Source organism: Anaerolineales bacterium (genome assembly GCA_019637805.1).
Lineage (GTDB): Bacteria > Chloroflexota > Anaerolineae > Anaerolineales > UBA11579 > JAMCZK01.
In genome coordinates, this window is sequence record JAHBVB010000001.1 from 919765 (window position 1) to 936387 (window position 16623).

The 16623-nt window shown below is 63.1% G+C and carries 24 protein-coding genes; 21 read left to right on the plus strand and 3 right to left on the minus strand.

The features are described 5' to 3' along the window. Positions 1–3: 3 nt before the first annotated feature. Both KF885_04470 and KF885_04475 read right to left on the minus strand, forming a co-directional pair. Positions 4–312 (minus strand): hypothetical protein, encoded by a 309-nt coding sequence (locus KF885_04470; GenBank protein ID MBX3048407.1) that lies wholly within the window; start codon positions 310–312, stop codon positions 4–6. Positions 313–463: 151 nt separating this feature from the next. After that, on the minus strand, positions 464–832 hold the full coding sequence (locus KF885_04475) for a helix-turn-helix transcriptional regulator (protein ID MBX3048408.1): 369 nt from the start codon (positions 830–832) through the stop codon (positions 464–466). Positions 833–944: 112 nt separating this feature from the next. Between KF885_04475 and KF885_04480 the strand changes: the two genes are divergently transcribed. The 18 genes from KF885_04480 (at position 945) to KF885_04565 (ending at position 13096) form a co-directional block, all read left to right on the plus strand. Beyond that, positions 945–1190, plus strand: a complete 246-nt coding sequence (locus KF885_04480) for a helix-turn-helix transcriptional regulator (protein ID MBX3048409.1) — start codon at positions 945–947, stop codon at positions 1188–1190. A gap of 50 nt (positions 1191–1240) precedes the next feature. Continuing rightward, entirely contained in the window at positions 1241–1639 is a 399-nt protein-coding gene (locus KF885_04485; GenBank protein ID MBX3048410.1) for a hypothetical protein, read from the plus strand. After that, positions 1636–2550 (plus strand): tyrosine-type recombinase/integrase, encoded by a 915-nt coding sequence (locus KF885_04490; GenBank protein ID MBX3048411.1) that lies wholly within the window; start codon positions 1636–1638, stop codon positions 2548–2550. Before KF885_04485 ends, KF885_04490 begins: the two co-directional genes overlap by 4 nt. Beyond that, positions 2547–2912, plus strand: a complete 366-nt coding sequence (locus KF885_04495) for a hypothetical protein (GenBank protein ID MBX3048412.1) — start codon at positions 2547–2549, stop codon at positions 2910–2912. The genes KF885_04490 and KF885_04495 overlap by 4 nt, the downstream gene beginning before the upstream one ends. After that, positions 2909–3085 (plus strand): hypothetical protein, encoded by a 177-nt coding sequence (locus tag KF885_04500; protein MBX3048413.1) that lies wholly within the window; start codon positions 2909–2911, stop codon positions 3083–3085. The genes KF885_04495 and KF885_04500 overlap by 4 nt, the downstream gene beginning before the upstream one ends. Beyond that, a complete protein-coding gene (locus tag KF885_04505) occupies positions 3048–3278 on the plus strand; it encodes a hypothetical protein (GenBank protein MBX3048414.1) in 231 nt (76 codons plus the stop codon). The genes KF885_04500 and KF885_04505 overlap by 38 nt, the downstream gene beginning before the upstream one ends. 102 nt (positions 3279–3380) lie before the next feature. Beyond that, entirely contained in the window at positions 3381–3734 is a 354-nt protein-coding gene (locus KF885_04510) for a hypothetical protein (GenBank protein MBX3048415.1), read from the plus strand. Continuing rightward, positions 3731–4162, plus strand: a complete 432-nt coding sequence (locus KF885_04515) for a hypothetical protein (GenBank protein ID MBX3048416.1) — start codon at positions 3731–3733, stop codon at positions 4160–4162. The genes KF885_04510 and KF885_04515 overlap by 4 nt, the downstream gene beginning before the upstream one ends. Positions 4163–4234: 72 nt before the next feature. Then, complete coding sequence (locus KF885_04520) at positions 4235–4756, plus strand: hypothetical protein (GenBank protein MBX3048417.1); 522 nt, start codon at positions 4235–4237, stop codon at positions 4754–4756. A gap of 319 nt (positions 4757–5075) precedes the next feature. Continuing rightward, positions 5076–5495 (plus strand): hypothetical protein, encoded by a 420-nt coding sequence (locus tag KF885_04525; protein MBX3048418.1) that lies wholly within the window; start codon positions 5076–5078, stop codon positions 5493–5495. A gap of 292 nt (positions 5496–5787) precedes the next feature. Next, complete coding sequence (locus KF885_04530; GenBank protein ID MBX3048419.1) at positions 5788–8535, plus strand: toprim domain-containing protein; 2748 nt, start codon at positions 5788–5790, stop codon at positions 8533–8535. An 860-nt stretch (positions 8536–9395) separates the two neighbouring features. Beyond that, complete coding sequence (locus KF885_04535; protein ID MBX3048420.1) at positions 9396–9536, plus strand: hypothetical protein; 141 nt, start codon at positions 9396–9398, stop codon at positions 9534–9536. Then, entirely contained in the window at positions 9529–9933 is a 405-nt protein-coding gene (locus KF885_04540; GenBank protein MBX3048421.1) for a hypothetical protein, read from the plus strand. Before KF885_04535 ends, KF885_04540 begins: the two co-directional genes overlap by 8 nt. 12 nt (positions 9934–9945) lie before the next feature. Beyond that, positions 9946–10347 carry a hypothetical protein gene (locus KF885_04545; GenBank protein MBX3048422.1) on the plus strand — a complete coding sequence of 134 codons (402 nt, stop codon included), beginning with the start codon at positions 9946–9948 and terminating at the stop codon, positions 10345–10347. After that, positions 10337–10627 carry a hypothetical protein gene (locus KF885_04550; protein MBX3048423.1) on the plus strand — a complete coding sequence of 97 codons (291 nt, stop codon included), beginning with the start codon at positions 10337–10339 and terminating at the stop codon, positions 10625–10627. The genes KF885_04545 and KF885_04550 overlap by 11 nt, the downstream gene beginning before the upstream one ends. Next, positions 10620–12158: a ParB/RepB/Spo0J family partition protein gene (locus KF885_04555; protein MBX3048424.1), complete on the plus strand. Its 1539-nt coding sequence runs from the start codon at positions 10620–10622 to the stop codon at positions 12156–12158. Before KF885_04550 ends, KF885_04555 begins: the two co-directional genes overlap by 8 nt. A 16-nt stretch (positions 12159–12174) precedes the next feature. Beyond that, positions 12175–12648 carry a hypothetical protein gene (locus KF885_04560; GenBank protein ID MBX3048425.1) on the plus strand — a complete coding sequence of 158 codons (474 nt, stop codon included), beginning with the start codon at positions 12175–12177 and terminating at the stop codon, positions 12646–12648. A 19-nt stretch (positions 12649–12667) separates the two neighbouring features. Further along, positions 12668–13096, plus strand: a complete 429-nt coding sequence (locus tag KF885_04565) for a hypothetical protein (protein ID MBX3048426.1) — start codon at positions 12668–12670, stop codon at positions 13094–13096. An 8-nt stretch (positions 13097–13104) separates the two neighbouring features. On the opposite strand, the gene KF885_04570 is transcribed toward KF885_04565, so the two are convergent. Then, on the minus strand, positions 13105–13323 hold the full coding sequence (locus KF885_04570; protein MBX3048427.1) for a hypothetical protein: 219 nt from the start codon (positions 13321–13323) through the stop codon (positions 13105–13107). A gap of 62 nt (positions 13324–13385) precedes the next feature. Between KF885_04570 and KF885_04575 the strand changes: the two genes are divergently transcribed. From KF885_04575 to KF885_04585, 3 genes are read left to right on the plus strand one after another with little or no spacing between them, the layout of a single operon-like run. After that, a complete protein-coding gene (locus tag KF885_04575) occupies positions 13386–13919 on the plus strand; it encodes a hypothetical protein (protein MBX3048428.1) in 534 nt (177 codons plus the stop codon). Next, a complete protein-coding gene (locus KF885_04580) occupies positions 13919–14170 on the plus strand; it encodes a hypothetical protein (GenBank protein ID MBX3048429.1) in 252 nt (83 codons plus the stop codon). The genes KF885_04575 and KF885_04580 overlap by 1 nt, the downstream gene beginning before the upstream one ends. Further along, the gene (locus KF885_04585; protein ID MBX3048430.1) at positions 14167–16437 is read left to right on the plus strand and encodes a hypothetical protein; all 2271 of its coding nucleotides are present in this window, start codon (positions 14167–14169) and stop codon (positions 16435–16437) included. The genes KF885_04580 and KF885_04585 overlap by 4 nt, the downstream gene beginning before the upstream one ends. Positions 16438–16623: the final 186 nt, after the last annotated feature.

Sequence of the window (16623 nt, forward strand, 5' to 3'; positions counted from 1 at the left end):
GCGCTAGTGGCAGTTGGCCAGGATGGCCAGAGCGGCGTAGTTCTGGGATAGCTGGATGACCTGGGCGCCGAAGATGGCCTCGTTGGCCATTAAGTTTTGCTGGTTGATGTTCTCGGCTCGTGTGTAGACCCCGGTTTGATAGAGGTTCTCCAGGCTGGTGATCCGACTGTTGCCCTGAAGGATCATGCTTTGGGCGGCTTCGATGGTGTCCTGGCAGGCTTCACTGGGTTTTTCGAAGACCGGCAGATACAAGCCGACTGCAATGGCGGCGAGCAGCAGGATGACGAGCACTCGATAGATTTTGTCTGACAAGGGTTTCCTCCGCTTAGGTTTCATGTTGTGCAACAGTTCGCTGCGGTCTGCAGGATGGGTTTCCGCCCAAATGGTTGCCCAGCGCTCCCGCATCTCCGCCCGCTTCATGCTCGCAGTTTAGAACGAGTGTTCTAAACTGTCAAGAGGGCTGTCATGGGGTTGATTTGCCTTTGCGTTTCTCGCGCAGGCGGGCCAGCTCTAGTTCTGCGCGCTCCAGGAGCTCAGCGCGCTCTTCGTCGCTGGCAGCCTGGTCAAAGATGTGCAGCCATTGGCGCTCGTCGTCGCTGATCTCGCCGCGGGCCGGCAGGACGCCGGCTTTGTCAAATACGAGCTCGGGCGGCACATCGAAGGCGCGGGCGATCTCTTTTAGGGCCTCGGGGCCAGGTCTGCGCAGTCCGGAGAGCAGCCTTGAAATATGTGTCTGGGAGATTTGTGTGCGCCTGGCCAGGTAGACAGCAGTCCAACCACGCTCGGAGAGCTGGGCCTGAAGCCAAGTGGAGAAAGACCGGTCGGTTGCCATAAGGTGAGAGAAAGATACCTGCAGGTTAGTTGCCATGGGGTTTCTAATATATGCCTATTGACATATTTTGCCGGGTAATGTATATTGCCAATTGGCAATAGGAGAAGACCACATGGCATATGGACAACAAGCAAAAGCTGCCTTGGTTGAGTGGGCAGAAGCGAACGGCGTAACGCCGGCCGAATTCCGTGAGAAGACGGGCTGTAGCTACATGCATGCGTGGAAGCTCCTTCGCGGTAACAAGTTCCCTACTAAAGACACAGTCGCCCGCCTGTTGGCGGCGTATGGCCCGGCGCCGGCGCAGCTGGTGTCTGATGCGCTACAGGGCGTTGGGCCGGCCGTGCAGCAAAAACCCTAGCACGGAACTCTCAATCGTTGGAGTTTTTAGCCGTAAGGCGAGGAGGAATGATGTCTAGCAGTACGCAGACCCCTATCTACACGACCCCATTGGAGCAGTTGATCAGGACCCGAATTGAGGAAAAACGGGAGAACCGAACAGTGGGGGCGCAAGTCGGCCGCAGTGAGCTGACCATGGCAGTGATTGCCTGGTTCGAGGTGGAGCTGGGCGTGAGCCTAACCCCTGGGCTGACGCTGAGGTTGATCGGCGCCGATTTGGACATGTTCCATGTGGAGATCCATCTAGGTCCGGGCGCACTGGTGCGCAGTGAGCATTGTTATCGCTACTCGGGCGGCGGCATGGGTGCCGCGTCCCAAATTCGATGGATCGGCATCTCGACCCAATACGGCCGCGGCTTGTTCGGCGATTTCGTCGATGCGGCCGCGTTTGCGATGGCGGGAGTGCGATGAGCCCGGCCTGGAGTATTGACTTTGCCGCGTTCCTGCGGGAGCGTGAGGACCGGAGCGAGCGCACATTGGCGGCGTACTGCGGTGCGCTGCGGATCTTCGCCGCCTGGTTTGAGGCAGCGTACGGCCGGCCGTTTGCGCCGGCCGAGCTGACGGCCCGCGATGTGCGGGCCTATCGCCACGAGTTGCAAGAGGTGCGCGGCCTGGCCGCCTCGACGATCAACGTGGCCCTGGCAGCGCTGAGAGCGCTGGCGCGCTGGGCGATGGCCAGCGGCGCCTTGACGAGCAACCCGGCGGCCAGTGTGGCCTTTGTGGAGCCGCCGCCGGCGGAGCCGCGCTGGATGACGCGCGGGGAGCTGAGCCGGCTGTTGGCCGAGTATGAGCGGGCGATCCATGATGCGGCGGCCCGCGGCGCCCAGGAGCGGCAGAGCCAGGCGACGCGTGACCTGGCGGCGGTGGCCTTGATGGCCGGGGCCGGCCTGCGGGTATCTGAGGCCTGCGCCCTGGACCTGAGCGATGTGCAGCTGGGCGAGCGCAGCGGCCAGGCGATGGTGCGTTTTGGCAAGGGGCGCCGGCAACGCCGCGTGCCGCTGAGTGCCGAGGTGCGCCAGGCGCTGGACAGTTGGATCCAGCTGCGCGGGGATGCGGATGGGCCGTTGTTGCTGGCCCAGCGTGGCGGCCGCCTGGGCCCGCGTCAGGTGGAGCGGGTGTTCGAGGAGCGCGCCCGGCGGGCGCGGCTGGAGGGCTATACACCTCACTCGCTGAGGCATACGTTTGTCAAGCGGGTGGTGGAGGCCAGCGACCTGGCCACGGCCAAAGAACTGGCCGGCCACCGGCAGATCCGCACGACGGCGCGCTATGCGGCGCCGAGCAAGCAGGAGCTGGCGGCGGCGGCTGAGGGGGTGCTGCTGTGAGTCGCTGGAGCGGGCTGCACCCGCATGCCCGGCACGCCCGCCGGCGAGCCAAGCAGCGCTATGGCGCCAGCGCGGCGGATGTGAGAACGCTGGAGGGCTGCATCCACATGGAGGCGGGGATCGTGCGCCGCCTGCAGCAGAGCCACAACCGGATGCTGTACGAGATCCGGGCGCTGGGGCGCAGCTGGTATGCAATCTATTCGCGGCGCAGCCAGCTGATCGTGACGCTGCTGGCGCCGCAGGATGGCGAGCGGCTGTTTGCGCGGGCGGAGGAGACCCCGCGCTGTGAGATCTGCGGGTGCATGCTGGCCAATGTGCGCAATAAGCGCTGGTGCACGGTGTGCTGGCAGGAGCGCCGGTGAGCCGAGTGCTGGAGTTCGACCTGGTGGTGGAAGTGCTGCCGCTGCCGGCGGAGCGGACGGCCGCCTGGGAGGCGGCGATGCAGGCGCTGGCGGAGTTGATCGTAACGGCGGCGATGGCGGCCGGGGAGCAACCGGATGGCGAGACCGTCGAACCAGCGCACGCGGCGGCGTGACCGCATCGAGGAGGTGCGCTTCGCGCTGGGCACCCTGGCCGGCCATTTGCGGATGGTGCGCCTGCGGCTGGAGCAGGCCCGCCGGGTGCCGGGGTTGAGCGCGGTGCTGGGGCCGGGCTTGGATGCGGCCGACAAGATGGATGCGGCGCTGGCCCGGGCCGGAGCGGCGCTTAAGAAGTTGGAGCAGGAATAGGTGCTGGGTAGTCGGCCGGCCATCAGCCCGGAGTTGCGCCGAGGCTGGGTTGGTGGTTGGCCGACTGTGCGGCACAGGCTGCACAGAGGACAGGAGGCTGAGATGCAGGTGATCGAGGCGACAGCGCGGCTGACCAGTGAGCGGCATGCGCAGGTGCTGAGCCCGGAAGGCCGGTTGTTGGGCTACCGGGCGCGCATTGATTGGGCGGCCGGCCCGCGGCTGAGCCGGCGCAAGTTCAGCCGGGCGCGGGCGGCGGCGCTGTACCAGCGCCAGTTGCTGGTGCGCTATGAGGATCTGCGGGCCGCGGCGGGGCTGGGCGCGTTCAAGGTCTACCTGGTGTGGGGCAGCGGCTACCGCTTGCTGCGCCGGCGGATGCGCTCGCGGGCGGAGGCCGAGCAGTACAGCTGGGCAGTGCCGTTGCGGTTGGGGCGGCTGAAGGCGGTGGCTGAGCCATGATCTGCGAGTATTGCGGCCGGCGGCCAACCCGCCAGGAGCAGGAGTTCTGCCGAGGCTGCGGTGCGCCGGTGGTGGCGGCTGAGCTGCGCGTAGAGGTCCGCCAGAGTAGGGAGTACCTGGTCTGGTCCGTTGAGCGTCTGGCGGCGTTGATGGTCGAGCCGGTGGGTCCCGACTCCATTGGCCAAGAAGCTCTTATGTACAAAGGCCGACTAATGAGCGAGCTGAGCAAGGAAGAGTTGCGCAGTGCGTTCGAGTCGCCAGATCGGCCAGCATTCATTCTCCCTCCCGATGCTTATCGGTTTGTGAAGGAGATCGAGCGCCAGCTGGAGAGAGGCGAGGCGGAGCAAGGGCCGCCCATTGGAGTGATCACGTACTCGCTGCCCAGGTCCCTTTGGCAGCGGTTTTGGGATTGGCTGAGGGGTTGGTAAGCGCCAGGCCAAAAAACTGGAACCCCCAGTCGACCTGGGACTGGAAACACCCCTAGAAACGAGGTCAGAAACATGTCAGAAATTGTTGTGCAGGGCAAACCCTCATCGCCCTACCGGGCCTATAAAGAACTGGCCCCCCAGGCCCCATTTGCCCTTAGGGAGCTGATCGCCGCGCTGGGCTATCCGGTGGAGGAGAAGGCGGGTGGGGCGGTGTACGTTGCTGTGGAAACGCTGGGCCAGATCGCCGAGGAGTTGAGCGAGATGGTGGGCCAGAGCCCAGCTTGGGGTTGGCGCTATTTGCATGGAGTGCTGAATCAGAAGCAGGCGGCCTCGGCCAAGCTGACCCAGGCGATCTTCGCCTGGGGGGCGGTGGTGGACGGGATGCCGGCGGTGATGGCCAATACGCAGGATGTGGTGGTGCGGGCCCAGCCCGGGCAGCTGCACCCGGGGGCGGTGGTGCTGGCGGCCAGCCGGCGCTGCCGGACCTGCCGGGTGGCGTTTGTGCCGCGGGTGCCGTGGCAGCGGTGGTGCACGTCGAAGTGCAGAGGCAGGTCAGAGGGCGGAGGTGTGAAGTTGGAGGTGGGCGGTGGCTGAGGCATTTACGGACGCTGAATTGGTTGATGCTGAGCTGAAGTCGCGGCTTTCCCCGAGCACCTACGATCTGGTGTGCAAATGGCGGAATGAGGCGGAGCGCTGGCCCAGCGTGTGGGCGAGGAGAACAAGGCTTTTTGCTTGCGGCTGCAGCAGCACGCGGATTGAGGTTTACCGACTGCGGGAAGATTTGGCGCTGTGCCCCGCTCATCAGTCGCCGCTGGTTAGCGCTTCGGAGCATAAAGAATATGGGCAAGGCGGGCCAAGGTGACCCGGCGCCGGCTGTTCGCTATCGGCTTCACCATCGGGCTGGGGCAGTTGTATGGCTCCTGAGTTGGTGCCGGCGCCGCTGGCCGGGTTGGAGATCCGCTTCTCCCGCGAGCAGCAGCGCTATTACCTGGCCAATCGTTGGGTGATCGGCCGCCATGTGTATGGCGGTGCCTATTCACAGAGCTGGACGGAGGCGGACAGGCGCGCCTGGCTGGAGGGATTGCTGGCCATGTGCCTGTTTGACGTGCGCGCAGATCTCTATCGGCTGCAGCCAGTGGTCAGCGATCTGGCGTTCCGGGCCGTGGTGGCTTCCCTGGGCTCCCTGCTGCATAAGACGACAATCACGGTGATGCTGGCGGAGCTGGAGGCGCAGGTGGCCTTGTGGTGCCAGTTGGAGTATGCCGACTTGAAGCTGGCGGACCTGTCGGTGTTCAGTCCCTGGCACGGCGTGGATAAAGGACGGGGCGCATGACTCCGGCCGAGCCGCCGCCGGAGCGATAGGCCGGCGCGCCGCCATCCACCGCCCTGCGGCCCGGAAGTGATTCGCCGCCGCTGGTGGGTAGGAAGTCAGTAGCAGGGAAATTCCCAACCTACCCCATATCCCCCCTGGCGGGGTCGACGTGGGGGAAAACGCGTTTCGGCGGGGGTTCCCCCTGGGGATGGGATAGGTCGCACAAATGCTTTTGTGCGACGTTTATTGGCGGGCGGCACGGCTGGGCAACGGCCGGGCGGCCCGAATAAGAGGCAGGAATTAGGTCGCATAAATGACGAACGCGGTAGACATCGAGGCCATCAAACAAGCCAACCGGATCGAGGACCTGGTGGAGGAAGCCGGCTTCCGGCTGGAGGGGCGGGGCCGCTATCGGCGCTGGAGCCAGCACGGCTCGTTTGTGGTGGATACGGGCAATCAGTCTTTCCACGACAACCACAACCAAGTGGGCGCCGGCCTGCCTGACCGTGGCGATATTGTGGACTGGGTGTGTTGGTGGAAGAAGGTGCAGTTCAAAGACGCCATCGAGTTCCTGGCGCGGCGGGCGGGCATGGAGTTGCCCGACCGCTGGGCCGGGGACAACGAGGTGCGGCTGGCGGCCCGGGCTAAGGAGGACGCGCTGACGGTGATCTGCCGGCGCTATGTGCAGCGCCTGTGGCGGACGCACGCGGCGCTGACGTATGCCCGGGGGCGGGCCTGGGACGATGAGGCGATCAAGGCGGCCGGGCTGGGATACACGGGCTCGGGCGACCGTGAGGAGGCCGACGAGCTGCGCAAGGACCTGGAGGCCAACCTGGTGGACCCGGAGAGCCCGGGGGCGGTGTCGCTGCTGGGCTATACGGGCGACGTGGCGGCCTGGGGGCGCAAGCACCAGGTGGAGGTGGACCCGGCCTGGGTGCAGGCGGGGCGGATCCCCGGGGCGCCGAAGGGGATGCTGGTCTACCCGCACGTGGCTGGCGGGCGGGTGGTGTACGTGAGCTTCCGGGGCATCAGGGAGAAGCGGCACCACAACCTGCCGGCGGCGCTGGCTGGACCCAAGCAAGCCTATCGCAATGCGGTCTGGGCGCCACAGGCGGAGAGCGTGGTGGTGGTGGAGGGGCAGGCGGACGCAGTGAGCCTGGGCGCCATGGGCCAGGCAGCGGTGGCGCTGGCCGGCAGCCACGTGAGCGAGGATCTGCTGCGCCAGCTGCGGGGCCACGAGACGGTGTACCTGGGCCTGGACGTGGACACAGAGGGCGGGGCGGTGGCGGCCAAGGCCGGCGCCCAGCTGGCAGCGGCCCTGGGGCCGCTGGTGCGCCTGGTGCGCTGGCCGCAGGGCAACGACGCCAACGCCTGGCATCAGGCGTTGGCGGGGGAGCAGGTTGCGGTTGAAGCGCAAGCGGCCGCGCTGCGGTCGACGCTGCTCAAATCGCCAACACTCGTGGAGGATTTGGCCGCTCAGGTGGGGGCGATGGATGGAGCGGAGCGAGCCAAAGCTATGAAGGATGTGATGGCGATGGTAGCCCAGCTGGACGGTAGCGACCGAGCGCAGCTGCGGTCCAAGCTCGCAAAATTTCTGGGCGTAAATGTGCGGGATTTTGGCCACATGCTGGCTGAGACCGAGAAGCTGCTGCTGGCCAGCGTCGATGAGGGCGAGGAAGGCGAGGTGGAGACGGCCGGCGGCTATATCAAGGGCTGGCTGGTGGACCTGCTTTACGATCCAGAAAAGCAGCGCACATTTTTTGCCTACCGGGATCCGGACGGGAAGATCGACACGGCGACTCAGCTGGAGATTGAGGGAACCACTTACAAGCCGCTTTTGCCCGACGATCTACTGCTGAAAGGTGTGGTGGTGCTGCCCTCGGCGCTGGGTGGTGGGCTGAGTGAGAGCGAGCTGGTGGCCAGGATTGTGGCGCTGGTGCTGCGCTACTACCTGATCGATGAGTTCTACGCTCGGCTGCTGGCTTATTACGTGATGTTCACCTATCACTTCGACAGTTTCCGCTCACTGGTCTACCTGCGAGTGCTGGGTGACTTCGGCAGCGGCAAAAGCCGCCTTCTGTGGATGGTGGGCTATTTGAGCCGGCGGCTAATCAAGTTAACCGGTGCCACCACGGAAGCATCCCTATTCCGGATTATGGACCGCTACAAGGGGACCCTGGTGATCGACGAAGCCGACCAGGCAGAGTCTGACCTAGAAGATACGCGCACGAAGTTGATGAACCAGGGGAACCAGCGGGATCTGATGGTTGTACGCCAGCAAGACGATGGGCGGGGTGGCTATAAAAGCGTGGCCTTTGATGTGTATGGGCCGAAGATTTTGGCCACGCGGCGGCGCTTTCAGGACGAGGCCCTGGAAAGCCGCTGCCTGACGTTGGAGACGATCAAGCACAGTAGCGCTGAGCTCAAATCTCGGGGGATCCCTTTCGAGCTGAATCGGGCGTTTGACTCAGCGTGCGCCGAGCTGCGTAACGAGCTGCTGCTGTTCCGCTTGAAAACCTGGCTGCCTGACCGTGAGGTGGCGCCCGACCTGGCGGATGAGCACGTACAGGCGCGGCTGAACCAGGTGATGATGCCTGTCAAAGAGATTATCTCGGACCCCGTTGTGCGCGAGGAGATCACCCAGCTGACGCGGCGCTACCAGCAACGCATGGTGACCGAGCGCAGCATGGAGGTGGAGGCCAAGGTGCTGCAGGCGATCGTGGAGATCTGGCAGGCCGGCCCGGTGACCGAGAAAGAGGGCAAGGCAATCGAACCCTACTACGATCTGAGCATGGGCAACATCGCCAAGATGGCCAACCGGGTGATTGACCAGGAGAATGCCGACCCGGATGAGGAGGGAGAGGACGGCGAGGAAGGCGGGGGCAACCCAAACCGAAAAAAGCTGACTTCGCGGGGTGTGGGGTCGTATCTGAAAAACAATTTGAACCTGCAGTCGGAGAAGGCCAAGAACGGCCCGTTGAAAAGTAAGTACGTGCTGGTGTGGGAAGAGGAGCGCATCCGAGGGCTGTGCGCCGAATACGGCGTGGAGATTGACGGGTGAACAGGCCGGTGGACGTGGTGGATGTAGTGGACGTTGGCCGATTTTACGGCGCCGGACTACTGCTGGCTGATGCAGGGGCACGGCGGAGGCGGAATTTACCCGTAATTGGTGGAGGTAGTGGACGTAGTGGACGTCCATGCGGGGATGATGGATATGTTTTGTCGTCGCGGAGAGAGGCCCATTTACGGGTAATTGCAAGCATCTGCGCCGGTGGATGTGTAGCACTTAGTGTCTGTTTAACCGCGAAAGACGAAAAAAAGGGCCTTGGCGACGTGGCTCCTGCTGCTTCTGGTGGACGTCGCGCGCGCGACGTCCACCGAATCGACCGCGACGTCCACCGCGCGGGGGATTCGAGGCGCGATTCGGGACCAGGCGGGGCGAGCGGCGCGACGCTGGGAATGGCAAACGCGCGCGATTTAGATAAAGGGCTGCGCCCAAGAAGGACGCGGCTATGCGCAAATCAAACAGGGGCTGGGGGTATGTACGTCCCCTACGTCCCCTATGTCCACCGCGGGCGGTTGTTCGCGGGATATGGCACAAGCGAAAGGCAGGGTTGAGTTATGGCGGATGAGCGTGTGAAAACCGGAGAGGTTGGCTTTTGCCCGCACTGCGGTGAGGTAGCGGATGTGGTGGTGCCGGCGGGGGACCGGCTGCAGGCGCGATTGCTGGCGGCGAATGCCCGGCTTTGGTCCCGAATGCCGCCCGTGCCAGGTTTCAGCGGCACGGGAACTGCACGTGTGGGCCGCACCAGGCTGGCTGGAGCAATCGCGATCCTGGGGGGAGCGAGCGAGAACGCTGTGAAGATTATCAGGAAGGCGGGCTACCGGCCCCTGTGTAGCTCGGAACTGGAGGCCCTGTGTATGTGTCTGAGCGAAATGCAGGCCGAGCTGGTCGAGGCAGAGGAAGCCCTGCGGGAGTTGCTGGGCGAGCCGGTGGACCTACTCCGACTGGCGACAGAGTGCCGAGAGTCGACGTTTGCAGGTGAGGGTGGCGATGACTGAGCGCGTGCTGCCGCTGCTAGATGGTGTGGGGATCTCCGCCGAGGCGGCCCGACTGCTGCCGCTGGAGGTGACCTGGGCGGTGGAGGAGGAGATCTATGGCGAGGCGGATTACCGCGGCTGGGAAGACATGTCGCCGGCGGGCCTGGCCGGTGGCCGGCTGCAGCTGGCGTACCTGGGCGGCAAAGCGATCGAGACGGTTGAAGCGGCCCGGGGTGAGCATGTGACCGTGAACCAGGTTAGCCGCAGCGGCCTGTGCCAGCTGCGGGTCGTGCGGCTGGGGCGGCCGGTGGATGCGGAGCACTACCTGGGGCTGGCGCCAGCGAATGCGCAGGCCTGGGCCTGGGTGGACCGGCGCAGCGGGCAGGACGTGCACACCCTGTGGCTGTTATGGAACTGAGTGGAGGTTGGAATGTTTGATTTGGACGGGCACCCGGCGCTGACCGATAACTTGCGCTACCGCTATGCCTCGACTTGGAGTGGCAAGGCGGACGCGGTGTGCCAGGTGCGCATCTTTGCGCCCGCGGGCAAGCCCTCGGTAGTGGTGGTCAGTGAGTTGGCCGAGAACACCGGCACCAGCGTGACGAATGCCTGCGAACGTCTTGTGGCTGAGCTGCAGAAAGCGTTTGAGCTGCCGGCGGACACGGTTTGGGTGGAGCACTGGCGCGAGGATGGACGTATGCCGAGATCCGCATGGGGGACAGGAGAGAGCTTTGACGTGATCGAGCTACTGGGATTGCCAGGCGTACGTCGTTGGAGGCGGTTGTCGCCGGAGAAGATGGCAGCGTTGCTGGAGGCCGGCGATGGAGACTGATGGGCGGCCGGCGCGGTGGACCTGCAAGTGTGGGTACACGCTGGGGCTGGTGCCGGAGCGGCCGCGAAAGGTACGCAGCCTGGTGCTGCTGCCGCGGGCGTGGCCGCCGACCGACTGGCCGCCGAAGACGTTGGTGGAGGCCAGCCTGGTGACGCTGACGGGCAAGGCGGTGGTGCGCTGCAGCCGCTGCGGACGCACGCGCACCTGGCATGCGGCGGCGTATGCGACGCAGGATTTTTTGGAGCGCCGAGCGGCGCGGAAGGAGCAAAGCGATGGGTGAGCAAGTGATGGTGGATTTGAAGTTGATCGACCCAAACCCGTACCAGATGCGGCAGGCAGAGGACCCGGCCGCGGTGGCGGAGCTGGCGGCGAGCATCCAGCGCAGCGGGCTGCTGGAGCGGCCCTCGGCGCGGCGGGCCGGCGACCGCTGGCAGCTGGTGTTCGGGCATACGCGGCTGGCCGCCTTCCGACTGTTGGCCAAGCAAGACAGCCAGTATGCGCAGATGCCGCTGGAGGTGGTGGGCGAGCTGGACGACCGGCAGATGTTTGAGCTGGGGCTGGCTGAGAACCTGAAGCGCCGGCAGCTGAACGCGATCGAGGTGGCGCATGCGCTGAAGACCTACATGGAGCAGTTCGAGGCGACCAGCGAGGAGGCCGGCGAACTGTTCGGCCTGCAGGCGAGCACGGTGCGCGGGAAGGTGCGGCTGCTGGAGTTGCCGAAACCGGTGCAGGAGAAGCTGGCGGGCGGGGAACTGAGCGAGGGGAATGCGAGGGTTTTAGTGTCGCTTTTGAAAGTCGGATTTGATGACCAGGAGCTGCAGGCCGTGCTTCAGAAGGCGGATAGTTGGCACGATGGCAACATCGAGACTTCTGCTGAATCAGCTCTCAGACAAAAGACTATCCTGCTTGCGAGAGAGTCCGAGAAAAAAGTTAGAAAGGGCCGTTGGAAGCTCGACCTCAAGGCAGGGGGATTTGGCCAATTCCCCCTGGTGGAGGAAGGGCAGTTTGATCCTGAGGTAGCGGAGCACCTGAAGTCTCCACCTGCCTGCTCAGGCTGCAAATTCCGGGTGACATTGCGGCGCAATCAATATTGCGGCCTGGCGGCTTGCTACGATCAAAAAAGCAATGCCTGGTTTGGAATGCTTTTAGCACAGGCCAGCAAGAAAACTGGAGTTCCACCTTATCAAAAAGGAGATGGCAAATATGCAATGGTTGGCTATGGCGATAGCTGGGAAAAAATATTGGAGAAAAAAGATTTTGCCGAAGTGCGCTTGTTGGTAAACGATGATACATGGCGAGAGTTTAAAGGCCTCCCCAACAACATCGTGCCGGTTTTGGTGGGTGGGGCGCTGAAGGCGGCGGGGCAGCAATACGGGTCGCCGTATGGAGAAGCTGATCGCAAAGCCCGGCTGCGCTCACGGCGGAAGCCGGCGGTAAAGGCTTTTTTGCGAACGGTGGCCGGCGAGCACTTCGCCGACCGATTGGAGGGCGTACCTCAGCAGGTCCTGAAGGATTATATGGACGAGGCAAGGCCCTATGATTTGCCGTCCACATGGGGGAAGAGCTTTAAGTCGGAGCAGCGCCGGGAAATGGTTGCGTGGTATACGCTTTGGCGACACATGCCTGAGCCGACGTTGGATGGGGATAGTTACTGGCAAAAGATAGCCACCTATCTGGAGGGGCAGGCCAAGTTTTGGGGTTTCGAGTTGCCAAATGATGTTCGGCAAGCTGCTGAGCGCGAGCATAAGGCCGTTGCTGCGGAAACGGCCGCCAAGAAAGCCAAAGGCAAGGCGAGGAAGAAGGTAAAATAACAAACGGAGGGGAGTTATGAGATTCTTGCGTGAAGAGTTGAGCACAGGTGACTACAGGAATTTTGTTTTTCAAAATGCTGTGGGGGCTGAGGTAAGGGTGCATGTATCTGGAACCCTGCAGGCATTAAGGTCTTTGCATGTGGACAGGCCTTTATACGGCGAGCTTGGGCTGCGTGCAATTGCTGCAAATGCAGCCGAACGCCATCCTGATAGGGAGCAAGGTGTTGTCCCTTTGCAGACCGATAATGTCGACGAATTTCTGCCGATTGTGTTGCAGATTGGGGGGTGGATGAATGGTTGGGTACTGAAGCAGGGCAGTCATTTTGCCTACGACACCCAACCTATTCCTGATCACCTGCCTGCCTTCAGGGTTGGCCGGGATGAACGGGTTCGGTTTGAGACAGCCTCCGAGTGCCTGGAGCATCTGATCGCCCAAGCAGCCGAGGAGTATCAGCAAGAAATTGCTTTGCGACTAGGTGCCTTAGAATAAGTTCTTCGGAGAGGATATTGTGGCGAGGTTTCTCAAAGTTCTGCATCCTAGTAAGTTCAGCATTCAAGCCAGACCAACCGACTGGAGGCGTCTTACCCCGTTTCAATATTGGACTTTCCCATACAACACAGGCTCGCCACTGCCCTTTGAGCTGGAGGTGACCGATGTTCCCTATGAGCTCAACATTGTTTTTCTTTCGCAGCTTGATCTCTACATAAGGACAAGGCAAGACGAAGTGAGAGAATTTCCGCATTTTGAAAACATTCAAGCTTTCAAAGCAGAATATCGGTTTTCAGTGCAGGGCGAAGAAAATTTTGAGCTTTGGTCAGGCAAACCTGATGCCCCAGGCTCACGAATGCTTATTTTTGCGGACCAAGTAAACCCTACCACAATTATTTGGAGCCTGATTTCAGTTATTTTCGGCGCGATCCTGGGATGGTTGCTGTGAAAATGACCTTATCTTTTCACTAACTGATTGATCATCTTTTGCTGCTCGATGAGGATGGCCAGGAGGACTTTCTCCAGGGGGATGACCAGGGGCAATTGGTCCATGAGCTTGAGGTTCTCGGCCGCAGCCAGGTAGAGCTGGTCGAAAGCTTGCTGGTCGGCCTGGCGGAGGGTGTTGCGGAAAGCCAGCAGCTCCGCCGGCATGGAATGGGGGCTAATTTCGCTCATTTTGGGCGCCAACTGCTTGACAAGACTTATCATAGCACAGGTGTTCTGTTAGAGTCCAGCGCATGGATCTGATGCGCTTGATGGCCCCAGGCCGGCCGCTGTTTGCGGTGCTGGTTGGCCCGCACCCCCAACGGGAAGCATTGCTGGACCTGATCGCAGCCCTGGCATTTGCCGGCCCGGTGCACGTGCTGGATGGCGGCAACCACTTCGACCCGATCCGGATCGCCTATCGAATACGAGCCCATACCCCTGACCTGATGACCTACGCGGACCGTATCCGGGTGGTGCGAGCCTTCACCTGTGTGGAGGTGCTGCGAGCCCTGCAGGCCCAGGAGGCTGGCCCTCCGCTGATCATCATGGACATGCTGGCCACCTTCTACGACGAGGCGGTGAGCCACCGCCGCAGCGGCTTGCTGGTGGCGGAGTGCCTGCAGGAGATCCGCCGGCTGAAAGCCCCAGTGCTGGCCAGCGTGCGCAACGGCCAGCCGGCCGATGGGCCGCGGGCGCACTTGTTGCAGGCGCTGGTCGATGCCGCCGACCTGGTGGATGAGCCGAGCGAACGGCTGGCCGCGCCGGCAGAACTGAGGCTGTTCTGATGGGGCGCACGACGCAGACCGTGACCGACTTCATCCGCCAGATGGAGAGCCAGCTGGGGCCGGTGGGCAAGGCGCTCACGCCAGAGGAGCGCATGATCCTGCGGCGGCTGTTCAGCGGCGCCCGGCGGCACATTGCAGCGATCACGATGAGCGGGCACCTGCTGCCCTTCGAGATGGTGCTGCTGGCGATGCAGCTGGAGCAGCAAAAACAGCTGGACGAGCTGCGGGCGCAACTGGAGGGCGGAGAGTGAGCACAGAGATCGGCTGGCTGTTGGACCTGTATGCCGACGAGCGCCGGCGCGGCCTGGTGCTGTGGCTGGCCTGCAAAGACGGCCGGCGGCTGCAGCTGCAGCAGGCATTCCCGATCACGTTCTATGCCACGGGCGACTTCGCCGTGCTGCGCCAGCTGTGGGATTACCTGCGCAAGCAGCCGGTGCACACGCTGCGCGAACGAACCAGCAGGCAAGACTCGACCGGGCAGGTTTTTGATGTGATGGCGATCACGGTGTTGAACCCAGCCCTGCAGCCGCGGCTGTTCCGGGAGGTGGAGGAGCGCTTTCCGCAGCTGACCTATTTCGACTGCGATCTGAGCGTGTCGCTGCGCTATGCGGCCGCCTTCGATGTTTTCCCGATGAGCCTGTGCGAAGTGGATATCGAGGATGGCTGGGTAAAGGCAATACGGCCGCTGAACAGCCGCTGGGAGGTCTTCCCGGAGGAGCCCAGCCTGCGGTTGCTGCGCATTTTCCCGGACACGGACCCGCTGCATGAGCGGCCGCGGGTGCTGCACCTGCAGAGCGAGCAGCGTCAGCACCAGATCCCGCTGAGCTCTGCGCGGCTGCTGATCAGTGGGATGAACAGCTTGTTGGCGTTGGAGGACCCTGACCTGATCCTGGCTGAGCGAGGCGACACCTGGTTGTTCCCCTTGCTGCGGCGGGCGGCCAAGAAGGCCGGCATGGAATTCAACCCCAATCGGGACAAGAGCCGGCCGCCCCGGGAGATCCGGGAGAACAGCTATTTCTCCTATGGGCGGGTGATCTACCGCGGGCAGCAGACCCACCTGTTCGGGCGCTGGCACATCGACGGGAAGAACGCCACGACCTACAGCCACTATGGGGTGCAGGGCGCCATCGAGCAGGCCCAGGTGAGTGCGATGCCGGTGCAGGAGATGGCACGCAAATCGCCCGGGTCCGGCATCACGGCGATGTTCACGCTGACCACGCTGCGGCGCGGCCACCTGGTGCCGTATGAGAAGCTGCGGGTGGAAAGCCCAAAGACGCTGCGGCAGCTGTATGCGGCCGACAAGGGCGGGCTGATCTACCAACCTACACTGGGCCTGCATTGCCACGTGGTGCAGATCGATTACTCCTCGATGTATCCCTCGATCATGGCGCTGTGGAACGTCTCGCCCGAGACGGTGGGGGTGGCCAGCGAGGTGGTCAAGAAGGTGCCGGAGATCGACCTGGTGATCGACCAGACCCGGCGGGGCGTGGTGGCGGAGACGCTGGCGCCGTTGCTGGAGAAACGCCTGGCGATCAAAGCGATGCTGGCCGAGATGGCGAAGGACAGCCTGGAGTACCAGGCGCTGGAGGCACGCAATACGGCGCTGAAGTGGTTGCTGGTGGTGTGCTTTGGCTACCAGGGCTATAAGAATTTCCGGGAAGGCAAGGTTGAGGCGCATGAGGCGATCACGGCGTTCAGCCGGGACGCCTTGCTGCGGACCATGCGCATTGTCGAAGAGCTGGGCTTTGAGGTGCTGCACATGTACGTGGACTCGCTGTGGATCAAGCGGGCCGATGAGCGGCCGATCAGCCAGGAGGAGGTGCGGCGCGTGCTGGACAAGGTGGAGAAGGATATCGGCCTGCCGATCTCGGTGGAGGCGCGCTACAAGTTCGTGGCGTTCCTGCCGGCACGCGGCAACGCAGAGGTGCCAGTGCCGAACCGCTACTTTGGCCAACTGGAGGATGGCAGCTGGAAGGTGCGCGGCACACCCAGCCGGCGGCACGATACACCGCGGCTGGTGAGCGAGCTGGAACAGGAATTGCTGGAGTGCCTGGGCGGGAGCGGCCACCCAGCCGGCCGGGTGCAGGATGTGGTGACCTTGCTGCGGCAGCGGGTGGATGAGATGCGCAGCGGCGGGGTGCCGCTGGAGAAGCTGGTGGCCAGTGTGAACATCAGCAAACCACCGGGGGACTATCGGGTGCGGTCCAGCGCGGCGACGGCCGGGCTGCAGATGGAGGCGGCCGGTCGGCCGGTGCGGGCCGGCCAGCTGGTGCGCTTTGTGTATGTGCGCGGCGAGCCGCGGGTGCATGCCTGGGAAGGCGGGGGCGGCTTGCGCGGCAAGCAGATAGACACCAGCCGCTATGTGGACCTGATCTTGCGGATGGCGGTGACCTTCCTGCAGCCGTTGGGGGTCAGCGAGACGATGCTGCGGGCGTGGGTGGTGGAGCGGGCCTGGTATGGACCGGGGCCGGAGGAGTTTGCGCTGGGCGAGCGGCTGGAGATGCCATCGCTGAGGTAAAAAAGACTCAGAAGAAAAAAAATAAAAATTGTTTATTACTTGAGTTTGTTCTAAGGTTTTTGTTTAAGTTAGATTTGAATTCCGTAAGGCAAACAAGTTTTTAAGGTCGTCGTGTGAAAAGCTACAGTATTATGTGTCAGGAGCAAGAATTTGTTCCCTGATGAAAGCAAACCGCCACGAGCTAGC

Coding starts and splice junctions, on each gene's coding strand:
- KF885_04475 (MBX3048408.1), bottom strand. CDS start 832: ATGGCAACCGACCGGTCTTTCTCCACTTGGCTTCAGGCCCAGCTCTCC.
- KF885_04480 (MBX3048409.1), top strand. CDS start 945: ATGGCATATGGACAACAAGCAAAAGCTGCCTTGGTTGAGTGGGCAGAA.
- KF885_04485 (MBX3048410.1), top strand. CDS start 1,241: ATGTCTAGCAGTACGCAGACCCCTATCTACACGACCCCATTGGAGCAG.
- KF885_04490 (MBX3048411.1), top strand. CDS start 1,636: ATGAGCCCGGCCTGGAGTATTGACTTTGCCGCGTTCCTGCGGGAGCGT.
- KF885_04505 (MBX3048414.1), top strand. CDS start 3,048: ATGGCGAGACCGTCGAACCAGCGCACGCGGCGGCGTGACCGCATCGAG.
- KF885_04510 (MBX3048415.1), top strand. CDS start 3,381: ATGCAGGTGATCGAGGCGACAGCGCGGCTGACCAGTGAGCGGCATGCG.
- KF885_04515 (MBX3048416.1), top strand. CDS start 3,731: ATGATCTGCGAGTATTGCGGCCGGCGGCCAACCCGCCAGGAGCAGGAG.
- KF885_04520 (MBX3048417.1), top strand. CDS start 4,235: ATGTCAGAAATTGTTGTGCAGGGCAAACCCTCATCGCCCTACCGGGCC.
- KF885_04525 (MBX3048418.1), top strand. CDS start 5,076: ATGGCTCCTGAGTTGGTGCCGGCGCCGCTGGCCGGGTTGGAGATCCGC.
- KF885_04530 (MBX3048419.1), top strand. CDS start 5,788: ATGACGAACGCGGTAGACATCGAGGCCATCAAACAAGCCAACCGGATC.
- KF885_04535 (MBX3048420.1), top strand. CDS start 9,396: ATGTGTCTGAGCGAAATGCAGGCCGAGCTGGTCGAGGCAGAGGAAGCC.
- KF885_04540 (MBX3048421.1), top strand. CDS start 9,529: ATGACTGAGCGCGTGCTGCCGCTGCTAGATGGTGTGGGGATCTCCGCC.
- KF885_04545 (MBX3048422.1), top strand. CDS start 9,946: ATGTTTGATTTGGACGGGCACCCGGCGCTGACCGATAACTTGCGCTAC.
- KF885_04550 (MBX3048423.1), top strand. CDS start 10,337: ATGGAGACTGATGGGCGGCCGGCGCGGTGGACCTGCAAGTGTGGGTAC.
- KF885_04555 (MBX3048424.1), top strand. CDS start 10,620: ATGGGTGAGCAAGTGATGGTGGATTTGAAGTTGATCGACCCAAACCCG.
- KF885_04560 (MBX3048425.1), top strand. CDS start 12,175: ATGAGATTCTTGCGTGAAGAGTTGAGCACAGGTGACTACAGGAATTTT.
- KF885_04570 (MBX3048427.1), bottom strand. CDS start 13,323: ATGAGCGAAATTAGCCCCCATTCCATGCCGGCGGAGCTGCTGGCTTTC.
- KF885_04575 (MBX3048428.1), top strand. CDS start 13,386: ATGGATCTGATGCGCTTGATGGCCCCAGGCCGGCCGCTGTTTGCGGTG.
- KF885_04580 (MBX3048429.1), top strand. CDS start 13,919: ATGGGGCGCACGACGCAGACCGTGACCGACTTCATCCGCCAGATGGAG.